Origin of the sequence: Pelotomaculum sp. PtaB.Bin117 (genome assembly GCF_002067195.1) — a bacterium.
In the GTDB taxonomy this organism is placed as follows: domain Bacteria; phylum Bacillota; class Desulfotomaculia; order Desulfotomaculales; family Pelotomaculaceae; genus Pelotomaculum_D; species Pelotomaculum_D terephthalicicum.
Map to the genome: position 1 here is coordinate 1 of NZ_MVQM01000164.1, position 18,924 is coordinate 18,924.

Annotated in this window: 17 protein-coding genes and 1 riboswitch; of the genes, 5 read left to right on the forward strand and 12 right to left on the reverse strand. The window is 43.7% G+C overall.

Going from position 1 to position 18,924, the window contains the following annotated elements:
* Together A4E54_RS12390 and A4E54_RS12395 are read right to left on the reverse strand one after the other, a co-directional pair.
* The coding region (locus A4E54_RS12390) for an SDR family NAD(P)-dependent oxidoreductase (RefSeq protein ID WP_286726312.1) at window positions 1–335 on the reverse strand (335 nt) is incomplete at its 3' end.
* Window positions 336–469: 134 nt separating this feature from the next.
* Window positions 470–1,813 (reverse strand): MFS transporter, encoded by a 1,344-nt coding sequence (locus A4E54_RS12395; protein ID WP_240082964.1) that lies wholly within the window; start codon window positions 1,811–1,813, stop codon window positions 470–472.
* A 576-nt stretch (window positions 1,814–2,389) separates the two neighbouring features.
* On the opposite strand from A4E54_RS12395, the gene A4E54_RS12400 reads away from it, so the two are divergent.
* Window positions 2,390–3,778, forward strand: coding sequence for a sigma-54-dependent Fis family transcriptional regulator (locus A4E54_RS12400; protein ID WP_240082965.1), 1,389 nt, complete (start codon window positions 2,390–2,392; stop codon window positions 3,776–3,778).
* Window positions 3,779–4,004: 226 nt separating this feature from the next.
* Here A4E54_RS12400 and glgA read toward each other — a convergent pair whose 3' ends face one another.
* The 3 genes from glgA to A4E54_RS12415 all read right to left on the reverse strand — a co-directional run bounded on the left by glgA (window position 4,005) and on the right by A4E54_RS12415 (window position 6,947).
* Window positions 4,005–5,498, reverse strand: coding sequence for a glycogen synthase GlgA (glgA, locus tag A4E54_RS12405; protein ID WP_240082966.1), 1,494 nt, complete (start codon window positions 5,496–5,498; stop codon window positions 4,005–4,007).
* A complete protein-coding gene (gene galT / locus A4E54_RS12410; RefSeq protein WP_240082967.1) occupies window positions 5,491–6,537 on the reverse strand; it encodes a galactose-1-phosphate uridylyltransferase in 1,047 nt (348 codons plus the stop codon). Before galT ends, glgA begins: the two co-directional genes overlap by 8 nt.
* Window positions 6,538–6,644: 107 nt before the next feature.
* Window positions 6,645–6,947, reverse strand: coding sequence for an MTH1187 family thiamine-binding protein (locus A4E54_RS12415; protein ID WP_240082968.1), 303 nt, complete (start codon window positions 6,945–6,947; stop codon window positions 6,645–6,647).
* 175 nt (window positions 6,948–7,122) lie between these two features.
* On the opposite strand from A4E54_RS12415, the gene minC reads away from it, so the two are divergent.
* Window positions 7,123–7,782 (forward strand): septum site-determining protein MinC, encoded by a 660-nt coding sequence (gene minC, locus A4E54_RS12420; RefSeq protein WP_240082969.1) that lies wholly within the window; start codon window positions 7,123–7,125, stop codon window positions 7,780–7,782.
* A 53-nt stretch (window positions 7,783–7,835) separates the two neighbouring features.
* On the opposite strand, the gene A4E54_RS12425 is transcribed toward minC, so the two are convergent.
* Window positions 7,836–8,351, reverse strand: coding sequence for an NUDIX hydrolase (locus A4E54_RS12425; RefSeq protein WP_240082970.1), 516 nt, complete (start codon window positions 8,349–8,351; stop codon window positions 7,836–7,838).
* Window positions 8,352–8,635: 284 nt separating this feature from the next.
* Between A4E54_RS12425 and A4E54_RS12430 the strand changes: the two genes are divergently transcribed.
* The 3 genes from A4E54_RS12430 to A4E54_RS12440 are packed head-to-tail and all read left to right on the forward strand — an operon-like array spanning window position 8,636 to window position 11,701.
* Window positions 8,636–9,628: an acyl-CoA dehydratase activase-related protein gene (locus A4E54_RS12430; RefSeq protein WP_240082971.1), complete on the forward strand. Its 993-nt coding sequence runs from the start codon at window positions 8,636–8,638 to the stop codon at window positions 9,626–9,628.
* Window positions 9,616–10,719, forward strand: coding sequence for an acyl-CoA dehydratase activase-related protein (locus A4E54_RS12435; protein WP_240082972.1), 1,104 nt, complete (start codon window positions 9,616–9,618; stop codon window positions 10,717–10,719). The genes A4E54_RS12430 and A4E54_RS12435 overlap by 13 nt, the downstream gene beginning before the upstream one ends.
* Window positions 10,720–10,738: 19 nt before the next feature.
* Window positions 10,739–11,701 (forward strand): acyl-CoA dehydratase activase, encoded by a 963-nt coding sequence (locus tag A4E54_RS12440; protein WP_240083069.1) that lies wholly within the window; start codon window positions 10,739–10,741, stop codon window positions 11,699–11,701.
* A 286-nt stretch (window positions 11,702–11,987) separates the two neighbouring features.
* On the opposite strand, the gene A4E54_RS12445 is transcribed toward A4E54_RS12440, so the two are convergent.
* From A4E54_RS12445 to dapG, 6 genes are all read right to left on the reverse strand, one after another.
* On the reverse strand, window positions 11,988–12,584 hold the full coding sequence (locus A4E54_RS12445; protein ID WP_240082973.1) for a hypothetical protein: 597 nt from the start codon (window positions 12,582–12,584) through the stop codon (window positions 11,988–11,990).
* A 228-nt stretch (window positions 12,585–12,812) separates the two neighbouring features.
* Window positions 12,813–13,286 carry a hypothetical protein gene (locus tag A4E54_RS12450; protein ID WP_240082974.1) on the reverse strand — a complete coding sequence of 158 codons (474 nt, stop codon included), beginning with the start codon at window positions 13,284–13,286 and terminating at the stop codon, window positions 12,813–12,815.
* An 89-nt stretch (window positions 13,287–13,375) separates the two neighbouring features.
* Window positions 13,376–14,272, reverse strand: a complete 897-nt coding sequence (locus A4E54_RS12455; RefSeq protein WP_240082975.1) for a COG1470 family protein — start codon at window positions 14,270–14,272, stop codon at window positions 13,376–13,378.
* Window positions 14,273–14,435: 163 nt separating this feature from the next.
* Window positions 14,436–14,529, reverse strand: a riboswitch (cyclic di-GMP riboswitch).
* Between the two features lie 124 nt (window positions 14,530–14,653).
* Window positions 14,654–16,312 carry a ribonuclease J gene (locus A4E54_RS12460; protein ID WP_240082976.1) on the reverse strand — a complete coding sequence of 553 codons (1,659 nt, stop codon included), beginning with the start codon at window positions 16,310–16,312 and terminating at the stop codon, window positions 14,654–14,656.
* 232 nt (window positions 16,313–16,544) lie between these two features.
* Window positions 16,545–17,429: a 4-hydroxy-tetrahydrodipicolinate synthase gene (gene dapA / locus A4E54_RS12465; RefSeq protein WP_240083070.1), complete on the reverse strand. Its 885-nt coding sequence runs from the start codon at window positions 17,427–17,429 to the stop codon at window positions 16,545–16,547.
* Between the two features lie 14 nt (window positions 17,430–17,443).
* On the reverse strand, window positions 17,444–18,676 hold the full coding sequence (dapG, locus tag A4E54_RS12470) for an aspartate kinase (RefSeq protein WP_240082977.1): 1,233 nt from the start codon (window positions 18,674–18,676) through the stop codon (window positions 17,444–17,446).
* Window positions 18,677–18,924: the final 248 nt, after the last annotated feature.

Below are 18,924 nucleotides of genomic sequence, written 5' to 3' on the forward strand. Positions count from 1 at the left end.
ATACTTAATACTTTATCCCAATCTTCTTCCTTGCAATCAATTATTGGCGAGGCAATAAGAATCCCGGCGCAATTAACCAAAATATCTATTGAGCCATAGGCTCCAATAACCTCTTCGACCATCTTGTTCACTTGATCGCTCTTTGTCACGTCAACTATAAAACTACGCCCCTCACCTCCATTTTCCCTGATTTTATTAACAATATCGTTTGATTCTGTCTCTAAAACATCAACGATATTTACGACAGCCCCTTCCCTGGCTAAGCCCAGCGTTACCGCCTCGCCTATACCCCTTGCCCCGCCTGTAACAACAGCGACTTTTCCTTTAAAGCGCATATGTGAACACCTCCAATTTAATATTCAGTAATTTTTATTGCCTGAATGATCATCCGTAAATTAATTACTTCCGCTGTTTGGTTTGGCCTTAGCGGCCAAACCAAACAAGCACAGATTTTACATTATGCAACACATCATGACGGCCCCAAGTCAATATCTTTTGTTTCCGGCCCCATCGCGGCGCCTATCACAGTTAAAACGCCGCCTAATACCTGAAGCACTATCTGAGTATACTCATAAGGTACTATGCCTTTAAGAGCCAGCATATAGAACGAGTAAAACGAAGGAATTATAACTCCGAAACTGTATCCCATGCCGAACCCCGAAGACCTTATTGAGGTTTTAAACCTTTCATTGATATATGGCATTGAAAATGAGAATGACCCGCCGAACGTCACGGCAATCAATATTGATATACATACGAACAATGCAAAGGAACCCATTGTCGTACCGTATTTCACAACAAGGTAGTATATATACGGTAAGATGGTACAAGAAAGTACTCCAGTAATGATGAACAGCTTTCTCCGGCCGATTATTTGACTTAACGCGCCGCCGATTATATATGCAAAAAAGTCAACAACATAAACACCCATCATTACATTCGTCACCAGAAAAGCCGGCATTTTTAAAATATTTATGAGAATACCCGGAATAGCAAACAGTATGGAATTTGCAAGGAAAAACAGGCCGTTCATCAATATAAACACCTGCAGGAAATTACGCAAACTTTCGCCACTAAGAACTTCAACAAGCGGTATTTTAACCTTTTCCGTCTTTTCCCACGACTTTGATTCCTCAACATTTTTATAATAAAACCAAAGGTACCCTAGAGATATGAAAAAACCTGCAACAAACGGGATTCTCCAGCCATACTGAATGTATGGCGAGTCAAGCCCTCCGGCCGGCATATATTTAAGCATAAACGAGGTAATTATGGAAACAAGTATATATGCAACGGGAAAGCCGGATTGAATAATTCCACCGTAAAGCCCTCTCTTGCTTTTGGGCGCGTACTCCATTGCCAGGGGCACTGCTGTCGAGTATTGTCCCCCCAAAAAAATCCCATCTATAAATCTAAACGCCAAAAGCAAGCCACCTGCCGCCAACCCCAGTGTCTGATATCCGGGAAGCACACCTATAAGTAATGTCATTACCGCAAAACCAGCTACAGAAATTAGCGATGATTTTTTCCTCCCTATCTTATCTCCGAAATGGCCGAATATAACCGCACCAAGGGGTCTCCCCAGCAAAGTTACCGCCAAGGTTATATAAAATAAAGTATTCGTTGTGGTTACGGGCAAATCCTTAGGCAGAAAATACACCATTGCCGGAGCCAGGCAGATGACAGGCAAATAGATATCAAACATGTCAATAAAAAAGCCCAAAAAAGCTCCCTTTATGGCTGCTTTTGCTTCCGGCGGCGTTTTTTTACTTACCGGTTTTACATTTGTTGATGTGGCTATGTCGCTATTCATTTATTGACCTCCTTAATATTTTCAAAAAGTTAAGAACATTGAGAATATATTGTCTATTCAGCCAGCTAAAGACCTCTCAAATATCAGGTAAATCGATAATCAAAACATCCCTCCTTTAGTTCAAGATTAGCTACTACCTCTTTCCACATGTAGTTTAAACAAACCCCCTTCATAAATGCCCCTTAATCATGGATTATTTGCAATGTTTATGCCAAAGCTATTTCCCACTTGGTTTTGTAGAAACTTTTTATCCTTATGCAGATCAAAGGTATTGAGATTGCAGAGCTTTTTTTATTAACTGTTGACTAAACAATTAAAAAAATTTAGAATAATTATAATAAACTTTTAATTGATCAGGAAAATTATTTTGTTTTCGAAAAATATTTTTGATAAAACCGAATCAGGAATATTAACCAAATAAGTTGCAGATAAGCAATTAATTGATGGCTGATGGCCCATATTAATTGGATACATATATGCTGTCCGCATCGTAAGTTCTTGAGCGGATATCGTGCCAAGAACATACACTGGATGATTATGGGACACATAAATCTTAAGTGCGAGGTGAATAGCATAATGCTGGCAAAAAACCTAACCGTACCAACTGCACTGTTTCTTAATCGCAACAGTACAATACATGAAGCTATACAAATTTTCCGAAAAACTAAACTCGGCGGAATTCCTATTGTTGATTCAAGCAACCATCTTATCGGGATATTCACACGGTCCAATTTATTTGACTGCTTACTAAAAGGAGTAAGTACAAAAGACACGTTAGTAGACCATTTTATAACAGACGTATTGTATTTTAAGGAAAATGAAAGATTTAATAATCTTTCTGAACTTAACCAATGGTTACTCAAAGCAAGAATAGGTCAAACTCCTGTCGTCGATCTTGATGGTAAACCTATCGGTTTCATAACCAGCGATTATATCATTCGCTTTTTAGTGGACCATATCAAAAGTTTTTGTCAAATAAAAAATACCCAACAAAAATCTTTTCATCAAATCAAGCAGGAAGAACTTTATGAAATAAATGGTACAAGATATACTATTGATTCAATTATCGGCAAAAGTAAGGTAATGGAAGAACTCAAAAGGAAGGCTCTACAGGCAGCAAAAATTTCTGCAACTGTTCTTATTTCGGGGGAGTGCGGGACAGGTAAAGAATTGTTTGCACAAGCTATTCATAATGCTAGTGATAGATGTATCAAACCATTCATTAATATTAATTGTGCGGCTATACCGGCAGAACTAGCCGAATCAGAGTTATTTGGTTATGAAGGCGGAGCCTTTACAGGCGCAAGCAAGCATGGTAAGCCGGGTAAGTTTGAACTGGCAGATAAAAGCACTATTTTTTTAGATGAAATTGGAGATATGCCCATGCAGCTTCAAAGTAAGCTGTTGCGAATTATTCAAGAAAAAGAGGTTATGCGTGTGGGAGGCTTGCGTGCTAAAAAAATTGATGTTCGAATTATTGCTGCTACAAATCAAGACCTCCAAAAACTTTATTACGATGGTAAATTCAGAAAAGACTTATATTACAGATTAAAAGTTGTTTCGTTAAATATCCCTCCGTTGCGTAATCATCTTGAGGATATCCCAACTTTAGTTAATTATTTTGTACAGACATATGGAGAAGCAAACAATAAACAAATCAAAGAAATTTCTAAAGATGCAACTAACTTTTTACAAAGTTCTAATTGGCCCGGCAATATTAGAGAATTGGCAAATGTAATAGAGAGGGCTGTATTATTCTGCAAAGATAATATTATTAGGCTGGAAGATTTGGAGAATAGTATCGTTGAAAGCGGGTTAAATATCTGTTCATTAAACAATCTTGAAAAGGAAACTATCTTACAAGTTTTGAAAAATACACACGGAAATAAATCTAAAACTGCAAAATTATTAGGCATAAGTCGGTCGACATTATATAGAAAGTTGGAAGGTAATAACATATACTGATTGTAGCGTTTGCGAATAAACTCAAAATTTTTGCGGATAGACTGCGAAATTTTCCATGAAAAGCCCGTTTACACTGGAATCGCCAAGCACGACGGCTTGAAAGTATACTTTAAGGGATGCCCCTTATGGGGGAATCCCTTTGTTTCAAGTTATATCTAAGACTTAAATTAGGCGTTAGGTCTGAGTAGTTACAATTTTTCTGCTCATACGCTTTATGCCTTCACTTTTAGGCAGTTCTTTGGATAGAAAGGTGTTTGCTCATGGCTTCCTGGAATAAATGAATATACTCAACTCCGGATCGCGCCCAGGAGAAGTCCAGTTCCATTGCGTTAATAACCAGCTTTTGCCAATCGTTTACTTGTTCCCGGTATAGTTGAAGCGCCTTGTTAAGGGCATCCAATAACTTCACACTGGAATACTCGGTAAAACCAAAACCATTGCCTGAACCGTTTGCAGGGTTATAGTCACTCACCGTGTCAGCCAGCCCGCCGGTGAAACGCACAATAGGAATTGTCCCATACCTGAGGCTGATCAACTGTCCAAGACCGCATGGTTCGAACCGCGAGGGCATCAGAAACATGTCCGCTCCGGCATAAATGCGCTGAGCCAGTATAGCGTTAAACCCGATATATATACCCATCTTTTCCGGATAGCGGGATTTAATTGTTTCAAACATTTTTTCATAATAAGTTTCACCGCTGCCCAATACTACGAGCTGAATATCACCATCCATGATCTCATCGATTATTTCCGCAATTAAATCCAATCCCTTCTGATCCACCAGACGCGAGATCAATCCGATTACCGGAACATCCCTGACGGGGAGTTCCAGTTCTCTTTGCAGGGCAAACTTGTTTTCCTTTTTATTCGTTATACTGTACTGGTCGAAATTGCGGTGAATCCGCGGATCGGTCCGCGGGTTAAATTCGTGATAATTAATTCCATTGACAATGCCATACAAGTCCGCGGAACGTTTCCGCAGCAGTCCGTCCATACGCTCGCCAAGCTCCGGGTGCTGGATTTCCGCCGCATAAGTCCGGCTGACAGTATTAATTACATCAGCATATACAATTCCCGCTTTCATGAAACTAACCGCACCGTAAAACTCCAATCGTTCCGGGTGAAAATATTCTTCACCCAGCCCGAGGACTTGCAACACGTCCCTGGGGAAATTGCCCTGATACTGCAGATTATGAATTGTAAAAACTGTAGCTATCCGGTTATAGAACTCGTTTTGCAGATAATGTGTTTTTAAAAACAAGGGGATCAGCCCGCTCTGCCAGTCATTACAATGAATAACATCAGGCTGCCATTCCAGCTTCGGCAGCATCTCCAGCAATGCCCTGCAGAAAAAAGCGAACCGTTCCGCTTCATCGTCAAACATATACATGCGGTCCCGGTAAAAGTAATGATAATTATCCACCATATAGACCGGTATTGTTCTGCGCTCACCTCGATAGTGCGCTTCAATGGAACTTTCCCTGATAATAGCAGTTTCATAACGGTTGTTGAAAGGAACCGGGAAATCCATTTTATAAGTATCTCCTTCGATTTGCCGGTAGCGCGGCATAGCCACCCGGACATCGTTGCCCAAGCTATCGTTGCCAACGGTCGCCAGTGCCTTTGGCAGGGAGCCGGCAACATCAGCCAGTCCGCCCGTTTTTGCAAAAGGAACCACCTCGGACGAAACAAGGAGAATTTTCAAGGGACGATCAAACATAATGATACACCTCCCGGCTAGACCCGTCATGCAGAGGATAGAACTCTTCCGTGTCCCTGAGGGCTTGTGCGGCCATTTCAGGTGGAGTCGGGTTAATAAAATACCCCGTTCCCAGTTCAAATCCCGCCATTATGGTAAGGCGCGGCATGATCTCCAAGTGCCAGTGATAATGCATTTCTTCTTGGATATTCACTGGTGCGGTATGAAGAACCACATTATATGGTATGTTTCTAATCATTATGGCAATCTTGCGTAAAGTCGTCCTTAAAATACCGGCCAAGTCTCTCACCATTTCTTCGCGGATCTGCCCAAAATCATATTGGTGTTCCTTCGGTACAATCCAAGTTTCGAAAGGAAAACGGGAAGCAAAAGGACTAAAACTCAAAAAATTGCTGCTTTCAACAACAACTCTGTACTGCTCGGCGATTTCCTGACTGACCATGTCACAATAGACACATGATCCGTGCCGGGAAGAATATTCCCTCGCTCCGTTCAATTCTTGAACGACTTCTACAGGGACCAAAGGTGTAGCAATAAGCTGGGAGTGAGTATGTTCCAGGGAGGCGCCTGCCACCGGACCAGTATTTTTAAAGATCTGGATATACTTTAGCCTGGAGTCTTTTCTTAGATCCAGAGAGCGTTCCCGCCACGCCCAAATAACTTCTTCCACTTGTTTCTCTGTCTGGGTATCGAGACCGGGCTCATGGCTGGGAGATTCCACAATGAGTTCATGCGCGCCGATCCCGTTCATAGACATGTATATCCCCTGCTGACTCAAAGAAGATTCCTCTTCAACCCTCAAAGCGGGAAACTTGTTGGGAACTACTCTAACCCACCAACCGGGCCTGTTGTTTTGACTGCCTGGCTCACGGTAGGCCATAATTTCTGGCGGCGTGAAATTTTCTTTCCCAACACATAGGGGACATTCATGAGTTTTTTTATTTTCCGATATATCCTTGTAGTCATTTGGCCGTTTCCCGCGCTCGGTGGAAATAATAACCCAACGGTCGACGATGGGATCTTTCCTCCATTCAGACATTTCTCTACCCCCTGGCTTGTTCTGTGTATTTTTACAAGATAAAATCAGTAATATTATTTATGCCACCGTAGCGGAAAACTATCAAAAAAATTAAAACAAACGCAAGATTAAAGATCTACATTATTTACAGAATCCACACGTGCTGCCATAGAATCAGGTTTGTCATGCCTGTCGTCAATAGTTACCGATGTAACAACTCTACCCACACCGCTTCTAAAAGGCTCCTGATGCATTTTTTTAACTACATCAATTACTTTGTCCAAATCACCTTCAAGAATAGTTGACATAGAAGTTACCTGGCTTTTAATGCCGCCCTCCTTTTTTGCCAATTCGCAGCAATCGGCAATGTAGCTGGAGATACTTGGCGTAGGTGTTCCCATCGGCACTACACTTACTTCAACAATTGCCATTTTTATTCACCTCCTCCCCAATGAACAATATTACTTATTTGAGGGTACCGCAAATAAAGTGTTTTTATTCACCCATGCTTCTAATTATTGTTGATTATTTTTATAACAAAGAGGAAATTAGCCAAATGAATCGAAATAATATAATCAATGAAAAATATGGGGGAAGGGGTCGATTATGAATCAAGATACGGTCAGAATTAAGGGAACCAGGAACGGTCTTGTGATCGTCCTTGATTCAAGCTGTGATTTCGAAGATATTAAGGAGAACCTCCTGCGCAAGATGGAGTCTGCCAGAGGGTTTTTTAAAGGAGCGAAATTTTCACTATTCCAAAACCAGAAGGACATTCCAGCCGACCAAAAAAACGAATTGGTAAGCATTTGCAGACAATATGGATTAGTACCTAACACAGATGAATACATGGGAATAAAGACAGATTTAGAGCCGGCCCCTAAGACATACACTAATGCCGGATCCGGTGAGGCGGCCCTTTTAGTGCGCCGCTCCCTGCGCTCCGGCCAGAAAATATCATCGCCCGAACACGTCGTTGTGTTCGGAGACGTTCACCCTGGCGCCGAAATAGTGTCCGGCGGGAACGTGCTGGTAATGGGCTGCTGCCGGGGAGTAATTCACGCCGGCGCCGGCGGAGACCGCAAGGCTAAGGTAATCGCCCGGCAACTCACCCCGACCATTATCAGTATAGCCGACAGGAGGTATTCACCCGGCCACGATGGGAAATTACCCCCGGGACGGCAGTTGGCAAGATTTAATGGAAAAGAAATTGTTTTTGAAGTGTATTTGAAACATGAGATGCTCTCTTCCATGACTATCAATTAATGCCGTTATAATTATTATGGTTAATGAAAAGCTAACAGGGTACCAATGGCCCGTTAGCTTTCTTTAAGGTAATGCGGCGCGGCCAATATACCCGCAATTGATTTAGCGTCACAAATCTCCCCCTTCCAGATCAACTCGATGGCGCGTCCAAACGGCATGGTCAGCACATCAATATCCTCTTCTTCATCCAGTTTCTGCCCTTTATAAGCAAGTCCGGTGGCCAAAAAAAGATGCAGCATTTCATTAGTAAAGCCAGGGGTGCTGAAAAAACTAACCATTTTCTTTAATTTAGTTGCCTCATACCCGGTTTCCTCCAGTAATTCTCGCCCGGCGCAATCCGTCATGCTTTCACCCGGCTCTAACTTTCCGGCGGGTATTTCTAACAACGATTTTCCGGTGGCATGGCGGTACTGTCTCACCAGGAGGATTTCTCCTTTTTCATTCACAGGCACAACCGCGACCGCGCCGGAATGCTCTACAACTTCACGTTTCGCAGTTCGCCCGCCAGGCAAAGTGATTGTATCGACTCTCAAGTTAATGATATTTCCTTCATATACTCGCTTTGCCAAAAGGACTTCCCCTTCTTTACCGGCCAAAATTATCACACCTTTCCAACAATGATCCAAAACCGGATAGACATCATTGCAGTATTATTTCTCTGTATATCGCCAATATCCTGCAATATTTCTTTTTTTCCCCGCATTGATATGATGGTTATAGTTTTAATACCGAACTTTGAAGGATTTTTTCCCCGGGCATAGAATTCTTTTATACATAATTGCTGGTATAACATGCCTGATAGTTCATATAGTTATACGGAATTTGCCTTGACAAAAAGGGAGGAAACCTTGTTTTGGCTGTTAAAGTCGGCATCCCCAACGCTTTACTATATTATATCTATTACCCGTTGTGGCAGGCCTTCTTTAACGAAATCGGCGTTCAGGTAGTTACCTCTGGAAAAACGACTAAAGATATACTGAACAATGGTGTTCGTGAGGCGCTTGCTGACGCATGCGTGCCAGTTAAGATTTTTTTCGGGCATGTCATGGGGCTTAAAGACCGTGTTGACTACCTCTTTATTCCTAGAGTTGTCTGCGTTAACCGTAAAACTATATACTGCCCCAAATTCCTTGGTTTGCCGGATATGATCAGGCATTCGATAACCGGTTTGCCGCCGGTTATCGATATTCGCATGGACTCACGCCAGGGTTATTTTGCCATGCTCAAAGCTTACACGGAAATTGGCAGTATTTTCAATGCCAGTAAGCACTCATCTTTTCGAGCTTATAAAAAGGCATGCCGCACCTTGAACCGTTATAACAAACTATTACAGAGCGGCTGGAATCCACATGAAGCGATGAGCTTATTGCGCAAACCGGGGTCTTTGTCAAAGCCTCCTGAGCCAAGCCTTAATTTTGCAGTTATTGGTTATCCATACAACATCTATGACAGTTTTATCTCTGTCAATCTTTTGGATAAACTGCGGCGTTTGGGAGTAGGTACTATTACCACTGAGAATATTTCCCCGTTATTGTTGGCCTGGCAGAAAAATTGCGGCTTGCCGAAACGGCTTTTTTGGACTTTCAGCGACAGGGCCTTAAAAGCCGCCCATCTATTATTTAAACAAGGACGTATTGACGGTATGCTTCACCTCACCGCGTTCGGATGCGGGCCGGACTCGCTGTTGAACAAGTTTATTGAACTGGAAGCGAAGAAGTACAAAAACATTCCTTTTATGACTTTGATGATTGACGAGCATACTGGCGAAGCCGGCATGTCTACGCGTCTTGAAGCCTTTGTTGACATGGTGAAGCGTCGGAAGGAGGCGTTGGCATGTCTAAAATAACTTTCCCGCGCATGGGTGAATCCTACCGGACCTTTAAAATGTTTCTTGAAGATTTAGGAAACGAGGTGGTGGTTCCACCGCGCCCAAGCAAACGCACTTTAGACCTGGGGATCAGATACACTCCTGAATTTGCCTGTTTTCCGCTAAAAATACTGATGGGCACCTATCTGGAAACAATAGAAATGGGAATCGACACTATTGTCACCTCGGGCGGCGTCGGACCATGCCGTGCCGGGGAATATGCCATGCTACACCATAAATTACTCAGTGATTTAGGATACAAGGTCAAAATGATCGTTATTGAACCACCTCGTCTGCACCCCTTTAATTTTTATAAAAGTGTTCGCGCGCTAAACAAGGCACGCATTTCCATCAAAGGCATTATCGCCCATGTAAAGCGGGCGTGGCGCAAGCTCCAAGCTCTGGATAACCTTGAAAAACTGAGCCATATAGTACGGCCAAGGGAAATCAACCGCGGCAACACTACGAAAGTTTACAGGAAAGCCCTGGAATGGATCGATCAGGCATATACCACCGAACAAATTGTTGAAGCCGAATCCACCGCTCTGGAAGCGCTTAACAGCATTCCCCAGGATGCCAATCGCAATGTTTTGAAAGTCGGCATCGTCGGGGAAATCTACGTTCTCTTAGAACCGGCCAGCAATTTGGAAATAGAAGAGACTCTTGGAAACCTGGGGGTTGAAGTGGAAAAATCGATGTTCCTAACCGGCTGGACCAGGGATAACTCGTGGAACGAAACGTCAGAGGGCATTACAGTTAAAGAAGCTGCTTCTCCTTACCTTCCTGAACTAATTGGAGGGCATGGCCGGGATTCTATCGGTCACACCGTCCTCTATGCCAAACGCGGCTTCGACGGGATAATCCAGCTCGCTCCATTTACTTGTATTCCGGAGATAGTGGCACGTACCATCCTAACAAAGGTAAGTAAAGATTATAATATCCCCGTTCTTACTTTTTTCCTTGACGAGCAGACAGGAAAAGCCGGCATGAATACACGGCTTGAAGCCTTTGTTGATTTGCTGAAGAGAAAAAAACAATTCCAGAGTGGAATCGAGTCTTTTACATGCTAGTAATATGGAAAGGATTGTTATGAAGGCATACTTGGGTATTGATGTCGGTTCAGTGAGTATAAACGTCGTCATTCTTGACGAGACCGGAGCAGTGCTCACCGGTCTTTATCTGCGCACTCAGGGTAGGCCCATCGAAGTAATCCAGGAAGGGCTGAAACAGACTGCCGGTCTGCTTCCCGCGGATTTAGAAATCGCGGGGGTTGGCACCACAGGGAGCGGCCGTTATCTGGCCGGAGTAATGGTCGGAGCGGATGTGATTAAAAACGAGATAACCGCGCACGCCGTAGCGGCATCCATGCTCATTCCCGATGTTCAGACAGTTCTTGAGATCGGCGGCCAAGATTCAAAGATTATCATTCTACGCGAAGGAATTGTGACTGATTTCGCTATGAATACAGTATGCGCGGCCGGCACAGGATCGTTTCTGGACCAGCAGGCTTCCCGGCTAAACATTCCGATTGACCAGTTCGGGGCACTGGCGCTCCGTTCCGAAACCCCTGTCCGTGTGGCCGGAAGGTGTACAGTTTTTGCCGAATCGGACATGATCCACAAACAGCAAATGGGACATAAGGTTGAGGATATCATCAAAGGCTTGTGCCAGGCTTTGGTCCGGAATTATCTCAATAACGTCGGCAAGGGCAAAGAAATATTGCCGCCCGTGATGTTCCAGGGCGGGGTCGCCGCCAATGTGGGCATCAGAGCCGCCTTTGAAGAAGCCCTAGGCATGCCCATACAAATACCGGAGCATTTCGGAATAATGGGGGCAATCGGCGCGGCCCAGCTAGCCAGGGAAGAAGTTGCCTTGACCGGCAAAACCCGCTTTAAAGGACTTAAAATAATGGGGCTCCCATACCGTACCGGTAATTTTGACTGTGACGGTTGTCCAAACGTTTGTGAAATAGTTGAGATTTACGAGGGAGAAAAAGTTATCGGGCGCTGGGGCTCACGCTGCAACAAATGGGATATAGTTGAAAACAGCTAATCAAGCATATATTAACAATTCATATATAGGTATCCTGGCATAAAAAGGGTTTTGACAACTTATATCGAAAATATAATAAATATACCACATGTAAATAAGTCAAGAAAGGCAAACAACTTGCCGGTTTGACCGGTGTGATTAATGATACACCGTGCGCAAACAGGCTGAGCATGCCCTTAAAGCAAATGAAGCCGAGTTACGCCTCATCGAATATTCGCAGGATATAATAGTCAGGCTCAACGCGCAAGCTTGCTGAACGGATAAATTTTTTCTGAAAATAAACGTATTAGCTGTAAACATCTTCGGTCACACTTTTGTTAACATCCACATTCGTACTTTTATTAGCATCTTCTATCACGTCTTCGCTCGTGCTTTTGTAAACACCTTCGGTCATACTTTTATTTAAATCTTCTCTCCCTCTGGCAATAATAGTTACCTCACAACTGTACAAACCAGCCTTGGCAGAATTTGGAACATTTAAGCGAAAAGTAATTTCCTTTTGATCGCCCATCACGTTTGCCATCGCCGGTGTTGCCAATACAGGTATAAGCGTATCTGAAGCGGGCAGCCAACGCGATTCCGATTTTTCTCTAAATTCCAATACTGCCGGCGAAAGCTCTTTTAAGCCATCTGCTTTTAAAACCGTTGCCTGAACGTATAGTTGATAAAAATCATTTCCCTTGACCAAGGTGGTGATACTTCTTTCTTCACTCATTTTCCCAGTAGCAACCAATGGAAATGACAAAGAATTATTATCCAATACAACTTCAAATTGTTTTCTTGGATCGATTTTTATTTCAAGATCGGCTTCGCTTGCCGGGCAAATTGTCAAACTTAGCAACCCCAGAAACAAACAAACGAGCTTAACCGTCAATTTATTCAAACAAATCTTCCTCCTTAATCAAGTCGCTATTTGTTTCCGGCAAAGTAGACAATAGTATAGTGTCTGAGAAATAATCCCAGACACTATACTTTTTTTCTGCTATTTTCCCACCTGAATTCTATTTTTTTTAAATAGAATTAGTGTTAAAATAGCATTGATTATTGCCAAGACAAAGTCCGCTTTGGGTGGCAGCCTTGTTTCGGATCATTTGTTTTTGGCAATAATTCTTTATAATGACGGAGTAGCAGTAATTGTTACAGTGGCAGCATAGGTACCATTATTTGCGCTAGACGGGAAGTTAACACGCAAATCAAAAGTCTTTGCATCCCCATCGCTGTCAGCGACACTGGAAGCAGTCATCATATTTGTAGCGGTTCCTGAAGCTGACACATAAGTGCCAGAGGCAGTTGGTTTGTATTGCAGCGTGCTGGCCGAATGGGACGATCCAGCCGTAGTAAAGGCAGTGCTGGATAACTGCAAATTGTAAAGAACGTCACTACCTGTAGTAGTGGCTGTCAACTCCTGGGGAGCAGAAGCAACACCCGGCTGCACACCATCAAATGTAAAGGAACTTGGGTCAAGAGCCAAGGTTACTGAGGATGAAACATTAGCAGTAATGCTCAAGGTAGCTGCATTTACAATACCTGCCCCAGCCATCAGGATTCCTAATGTCAAAAGAATGGCAACAGCTTTCTTACTCATAGATTCACCTCCTTTTATGTTCTTACCCGGACCAACTGGGATATCTAATTCTTCATCGATAGCCTTATTCAAAGCACTATAACCCGGGATTATTGCTTCGCAGTCTTTTCCGCATCCTTCAATTGCTTTTGCAGCTTGCGGATATACAGAATGACTGCAAGAATAACTGCTGAAAAAATTATTACGGTGCCCGCTAGTGTCGGCAAGGGCCCGACCACAAAGGAAAACTCCCGCTCATCAAAGTTTTCACCATCATGGGTCAACTGTATTTTACCTTTGAAATAACCGATTAAAGGCGCTTCATTCCAGGGAATTTCAATCTCTTTCTCTTTGCCGTGTAAAACGTTAAACATGGGTACATTAAGTTTTGCCCCCTGGTTTCTGCTCACGTCCGTAATATCAATATTGCCCCGCACTTCCAGATGCACATTGCCTGTATTAACTACCGAAATAGTAAAGACAGGCTTACTGACATGCCAGAAGCCGGTACCTGCTTTATTCACGAGCCATGCTCTTATCAGATTTAAATTCCCTGCGGCATCGGATACTTTTACGTAAACTAACGAACGAATTTCTGATGCAACGCTAATTGTCGCAGTCATTTCCCCCTTTTGCCCTGCGACCACAGGTATGAATTTGACGTTAAAATAAGTTACATATTCACCCTTTTCCGCATTTTTAGGAACATCGAACTTGACGCTTATTTTACCTTGTTCCCCACTATTTAGTTTTTCCGGAGCGTTGATTACAGTGGCCCAAGTCATGGGCGACCAGCTAGAATCGGTATCCTCTACCTTGTCCCATTGATTATTCTCCACGCGAAAATCTTGTATATAAGCCTCGAGCTCGACAGTTCCGTCTGTTCGGTTTTGCACATTAAATTCCTGTTCAAAGCTTTCCCCTGGTTTAACGGTTTTATCTACAATTGGCGGGCCCATACTAACACCGTTCAAATCCACGGCATAGGCGTATGAACTATTAAGCAATCCAAACCCTAAAAAAACAGAAACATGCCTTTAATCATATTCGTATTAATCATGCGTGGCGCCTCGTTAATCAAAAACATTTTCAGCGTCATAATTTATCGAAATTTGTCAAAATTAAAGCCAAGCCCAAGTAAAATACTTAGGCTTGGCTTTAATAACAACCTAAGGCAGCCCGGCTACCATAAGGCAAATTTAATACCCATTAGGTCCGTGGCTTTGCGACCTATGTCTTTCGACATAAGTTGCTTGTCTTTATTATATAAGCTATTATTTCCCTATGCAATATATTTTTTCACTATATTTACTATAATATCCGTTAAAACACGAAAAAGCCGCATTAGCGGCTTTATTCATATTAGGTACTATTTGTAATTGCTTTCGTCAAACCTCCATGATGATGGGTAAAATCATTGGCCTTCTCCTAGTTTTTTCATAAAGAAATTTTCCTAAAACATCCCTTGCTTGCGATTTAATGGTTGTCCATTCCGATACACCATGTTCCATACATATATCTAATGCAGTCCTTACCTTTATCCTTGCTTCTTCCAGCAATTCTTCCGATTCCCTCACGTATACAAAACCCCGGGATACTATGTCAGGACCGGCCACAATCAACCCGGCCTCGCGATTTATAGTAACCACTACGATTAGAATTCCGTCCTGGGAAAGCTGTCTGCGGTCTCTGAGAACGATATTGCCAACATCTCCGACACCTAAGCCGTCAACAAGCACTTTCCCGGCTGTTACTCTACCGTTGATTCGCCCGGCGCGCCGGGTAAATTCCAGTACCTGGCCATTTTCAGCCACAAAGACATTACCCGGCAAAACCCCAACTTCCTTGGCCAGTTCGGCATGCTTAATAAGCATTCTGTATTCTCCGTGCACCGGAACAAAAAACTTGGGGCGGACCAGGTTAATCATCATTTTGAGGTCTTCCTGGCAAGGATGCCCTGAAACGTGTATACTCGAAGCAGATTCGTAGATAACATGCGCCCCTTGTTTAAAAAGCTGGTCTATAATCCGGGCAACCACCTTTTCGTTTCCGGGGATGGGCGTGGCCGAAATAATAACCGTGTCGCCCGGTACGATATCTACCTGCTTATGGTCTGACAAGGCCATTCTCGTTAAAGCCGACATCGGCTCTCCCTGACTGCCGGTTGTCAAAATGACCACCTTGTGCCTTGGCAGACGGTTCGCCTCATCTAACTCGACCATCGTGTTTTCGGGAATATGAAGATATCCAAGCTCGTAAGCCACACTGACCACATTAACCATACTCCGTCCCACAACGGCAACCTTGCGGTTCTGCTTATGAGCTACCTGGATGGCTTGCTGGAGCCTGTGCACGTTTGATGCGAAGGTGGCGATAATAATACGCTCAGTAGCCTGGCGAAAGGTATCATCAAAGGTATTTCCCACCATTCGCTCAGAAAGGGTGTATCCTGGTATTTCAGCGTTGGTGCTATCCGACAGTAAAACCAGGACACCCTTGTCTCCCAACTGGGACAACCGGTGAAAGTCTGTAACCTGGCCGTCGACCGGCGTCTGGTCAAACTTAAAGTCACCAGTGTAAATAATCACTCCCACCGGTGTATGCACGGCAATTGCCACGGCATCCGGAATACTATGCGACACCTTGATAAATTCCACCTTGAACGGGCCGATTTGAACGATACTCCTTGGTTTAACCGAATTTAAGGTGGCGTCAACATTCCGCTCCTTCAGCTTGCCCCGCAGCAAGCCCAAGGTAAGCCTTGTGCCATACACAGGAACATTTAACTGCCGCAGGACATACGGCAGGGCTCCGATATGGTCCTCGTGGCCGTGGGTAAGCACTATCCCGCGCACATGCTCCCTATTATCCAACAGATAGGTAATATCCGGAATAACAATATCTATCCCCAACATTTCTTCTTCCGGAAACATTAAACCGCAGTCAATAACTAAAATATTCTCCCCAAATCTCACCGCCATCATATTTTTGCCGATTTCCCCCAATCCTCCCAGAGGAATCAGGGACAATTTGGGTTCTCGCGCCAAATCCGCACCTCCTTAACCTACCAAAAACAACTATCTATCATTACTGCAACCGGTGAGATAAACTCGGAGAAGGTGGGGAATATTTTTTTGACTGGAGGTTTTAGGAAAGCCCACTTAGCACTCAAGTAATATTATACTTCATTTCTTTGCCCGCAACAAGCCAGCGATAAAAGGCTTGGACAAATTACTGCGGAATCCATCTCCCACAGTCAGAGATATAATATTCAACCTTCTATGATAATTTCATGTTTACCAATAAGGAGCTAATGCTTTCTTTTTCCACCGCGTTAATTTCCACTAACGGAAGACGCAGACCGCCTACCTGCCAGCCTATGATGCCTAAGGCAGCTTTTACAGGCGCCGGACTGGTAGTAATAAACAACCCTTTAAAAACCGGTAGAAGTTCCAGGTGAATTTTTGTGGCCAAGTTAGTATTGCCGGAATGATAAGCATTAATCATTTCTTTAATCCGCATACCGATCAAGTGAGAAGCCACACTAATAACACCCTTGCCGCCCAGGGCAAGAATCGGCAGGGTCAATGAGTCGTCACCGCTGTATATGGCCACACAGTCAGGCAGGGAGCGTTTTAACTCACTAACCTGATCCATACTGCCGCTTGATTCCTTGATTGCGACAATATTACTGATCTGGGCAAGTCTGGCCACTGTGTCAGGCAACATGTTAACTGAAGTTCTGCCTGGTATGTTATAAAGGATGATCGGCAGATCCGTGCTTTCGGCTATAGCCTTGAAATGCTGAAAAAGCCCCTCCTGTGGTGGCTTGTTATAATAAGGCGCTACCAGCATAACACCGTCAACCCCGGCATTTTGCGCAGCTTGAGTCAAGGCTATGCTGTCGGCAGTCGAGTAGCTGCCGGTACCGGCGATTACAGCAGCTTTACCACCAACCTCTTCAACGATCGCTTTAAAAAGACCGACCTTTTCATCTGTATTAAGTGTCGGCGATTCACCGGTCGTACCGGCAACCACTAATCCGTCCGATCCGGTTTGCACCAGGTAAGAAGCTAACTTTTTAGCCTGATCAAAATTAATTGTAAGATCATCATTAAAAGGTGTAACCATGGCTGTAATCATTCGCCCGAAATCATTTGTCAATTCTTTCACCTTCTTTATAAATAATCACCCGGCCTAAATTGCCGGTGCAAGATTTGGATACATTTTTCCATCTCATTCCGCTTTACCAGTATCCAAATTGTTGTATAAGAATCAGCGGATTGTAATATCTGTATTTTTTCAGCAGACAGCGCCTCCACAATTTTCGCCATAACACCGGGAACACCGGTCATTCCAGCTCCCACAACCGCCACTTTTGCGCAATCAGACAGCACCTCAGGGTAAATATCAAGGTTTTCCAGGACACGAACCGCTTTGGCCGCAACCGATTTTTTTACTGTAAAAAGAACTGATTCCGGTAGTACATTGATCAGATCCAAACTGATTCCGGCTTGCGCCAACGCATTAAATATTTTTTTCTGAAATTCAGGGACATCCGGACAATCTTTAATCACTATTCTCATCCTGTTGACATCAGGGATGTTTGTAATACCCGTTATTGTACGGTCCCTGGTAATATCTATAGAACCCTTATACACTTCACCATACGAAGTTACCAGCGTGCCCTGAGCGTCGCTAAAAGTGCATTTAATTCTCAAAGGAATATTTTTTTGCATGGCAATTTCCACAGCCCGGGGGTGAATTACTTTTGCTCCCTCTTGAGCCAGCTGGCAAATCTCGTTATAAGTTACTGTCTCCAGAGGTCTCGCGTCAGATACAATGCGCGGGTCCGCGGTCATAATTCCCTCAACATCCGTATAAATATCCACGCTGGTTGCCTCCAGCGCAACGCCAAGAGCCGCTGCGGTGGTATCGCTGCCGCCTCTGCCAAGCGTCGTTACTTCCCCCTCTTTGGTAATACCCTGAAACCCGGCAACGATGACAATTTTCCCTTCCAGAGCGTGTCGTACTATACATTGAGGGTCAACTTTAATGATTTTTGCCTCGTTATAATTATCATCAGTAATTATACCGGCTTGCGCTCCCGTGAGGAAAATAGCCGGGTAGCCTATTTTTTGTATGGTGGCGGCCAACACCACGCCTGATATGATTTCCCCGCAGGACATCAGAAGATCAGCTTCACGGGGTGATAGTTCCTTATTACCGCTGCCGGCATATGAAAGGAGTGTATCCGTCGCATAAGGCTCTCCTCGGCGTCCGATAGCGGATACAACAACAACCGGAGAGTAGCCTTCCTGGCTGGCTTCGGCTACCTTGGCGGCAACCTTTAAACGCATTTCTTCGTCAACAAGGGACGTGCCGCCAAACTTCTGAACAATAAATTCCATATATACTCCTTTCGGTAGCCACTTTTTTCAGCAGTCAGTAGTCAGAATTCAGAATGAACACAAGAGTCCGGTCCGAAGTTGGGCAATTAAAAGTTTTACACCTTGTCAGGCATAAATCCTGACGATTAGACTAAGCTTTCATAAATTTCTTAGACGGCGCAAAAATTTTGATTGCCTAAGAAGCAGGAAATCGAAAGTTAACATTTTTGTTCAAGGAGTTCTAGATTCAATATTCGATTGGTTCTCTT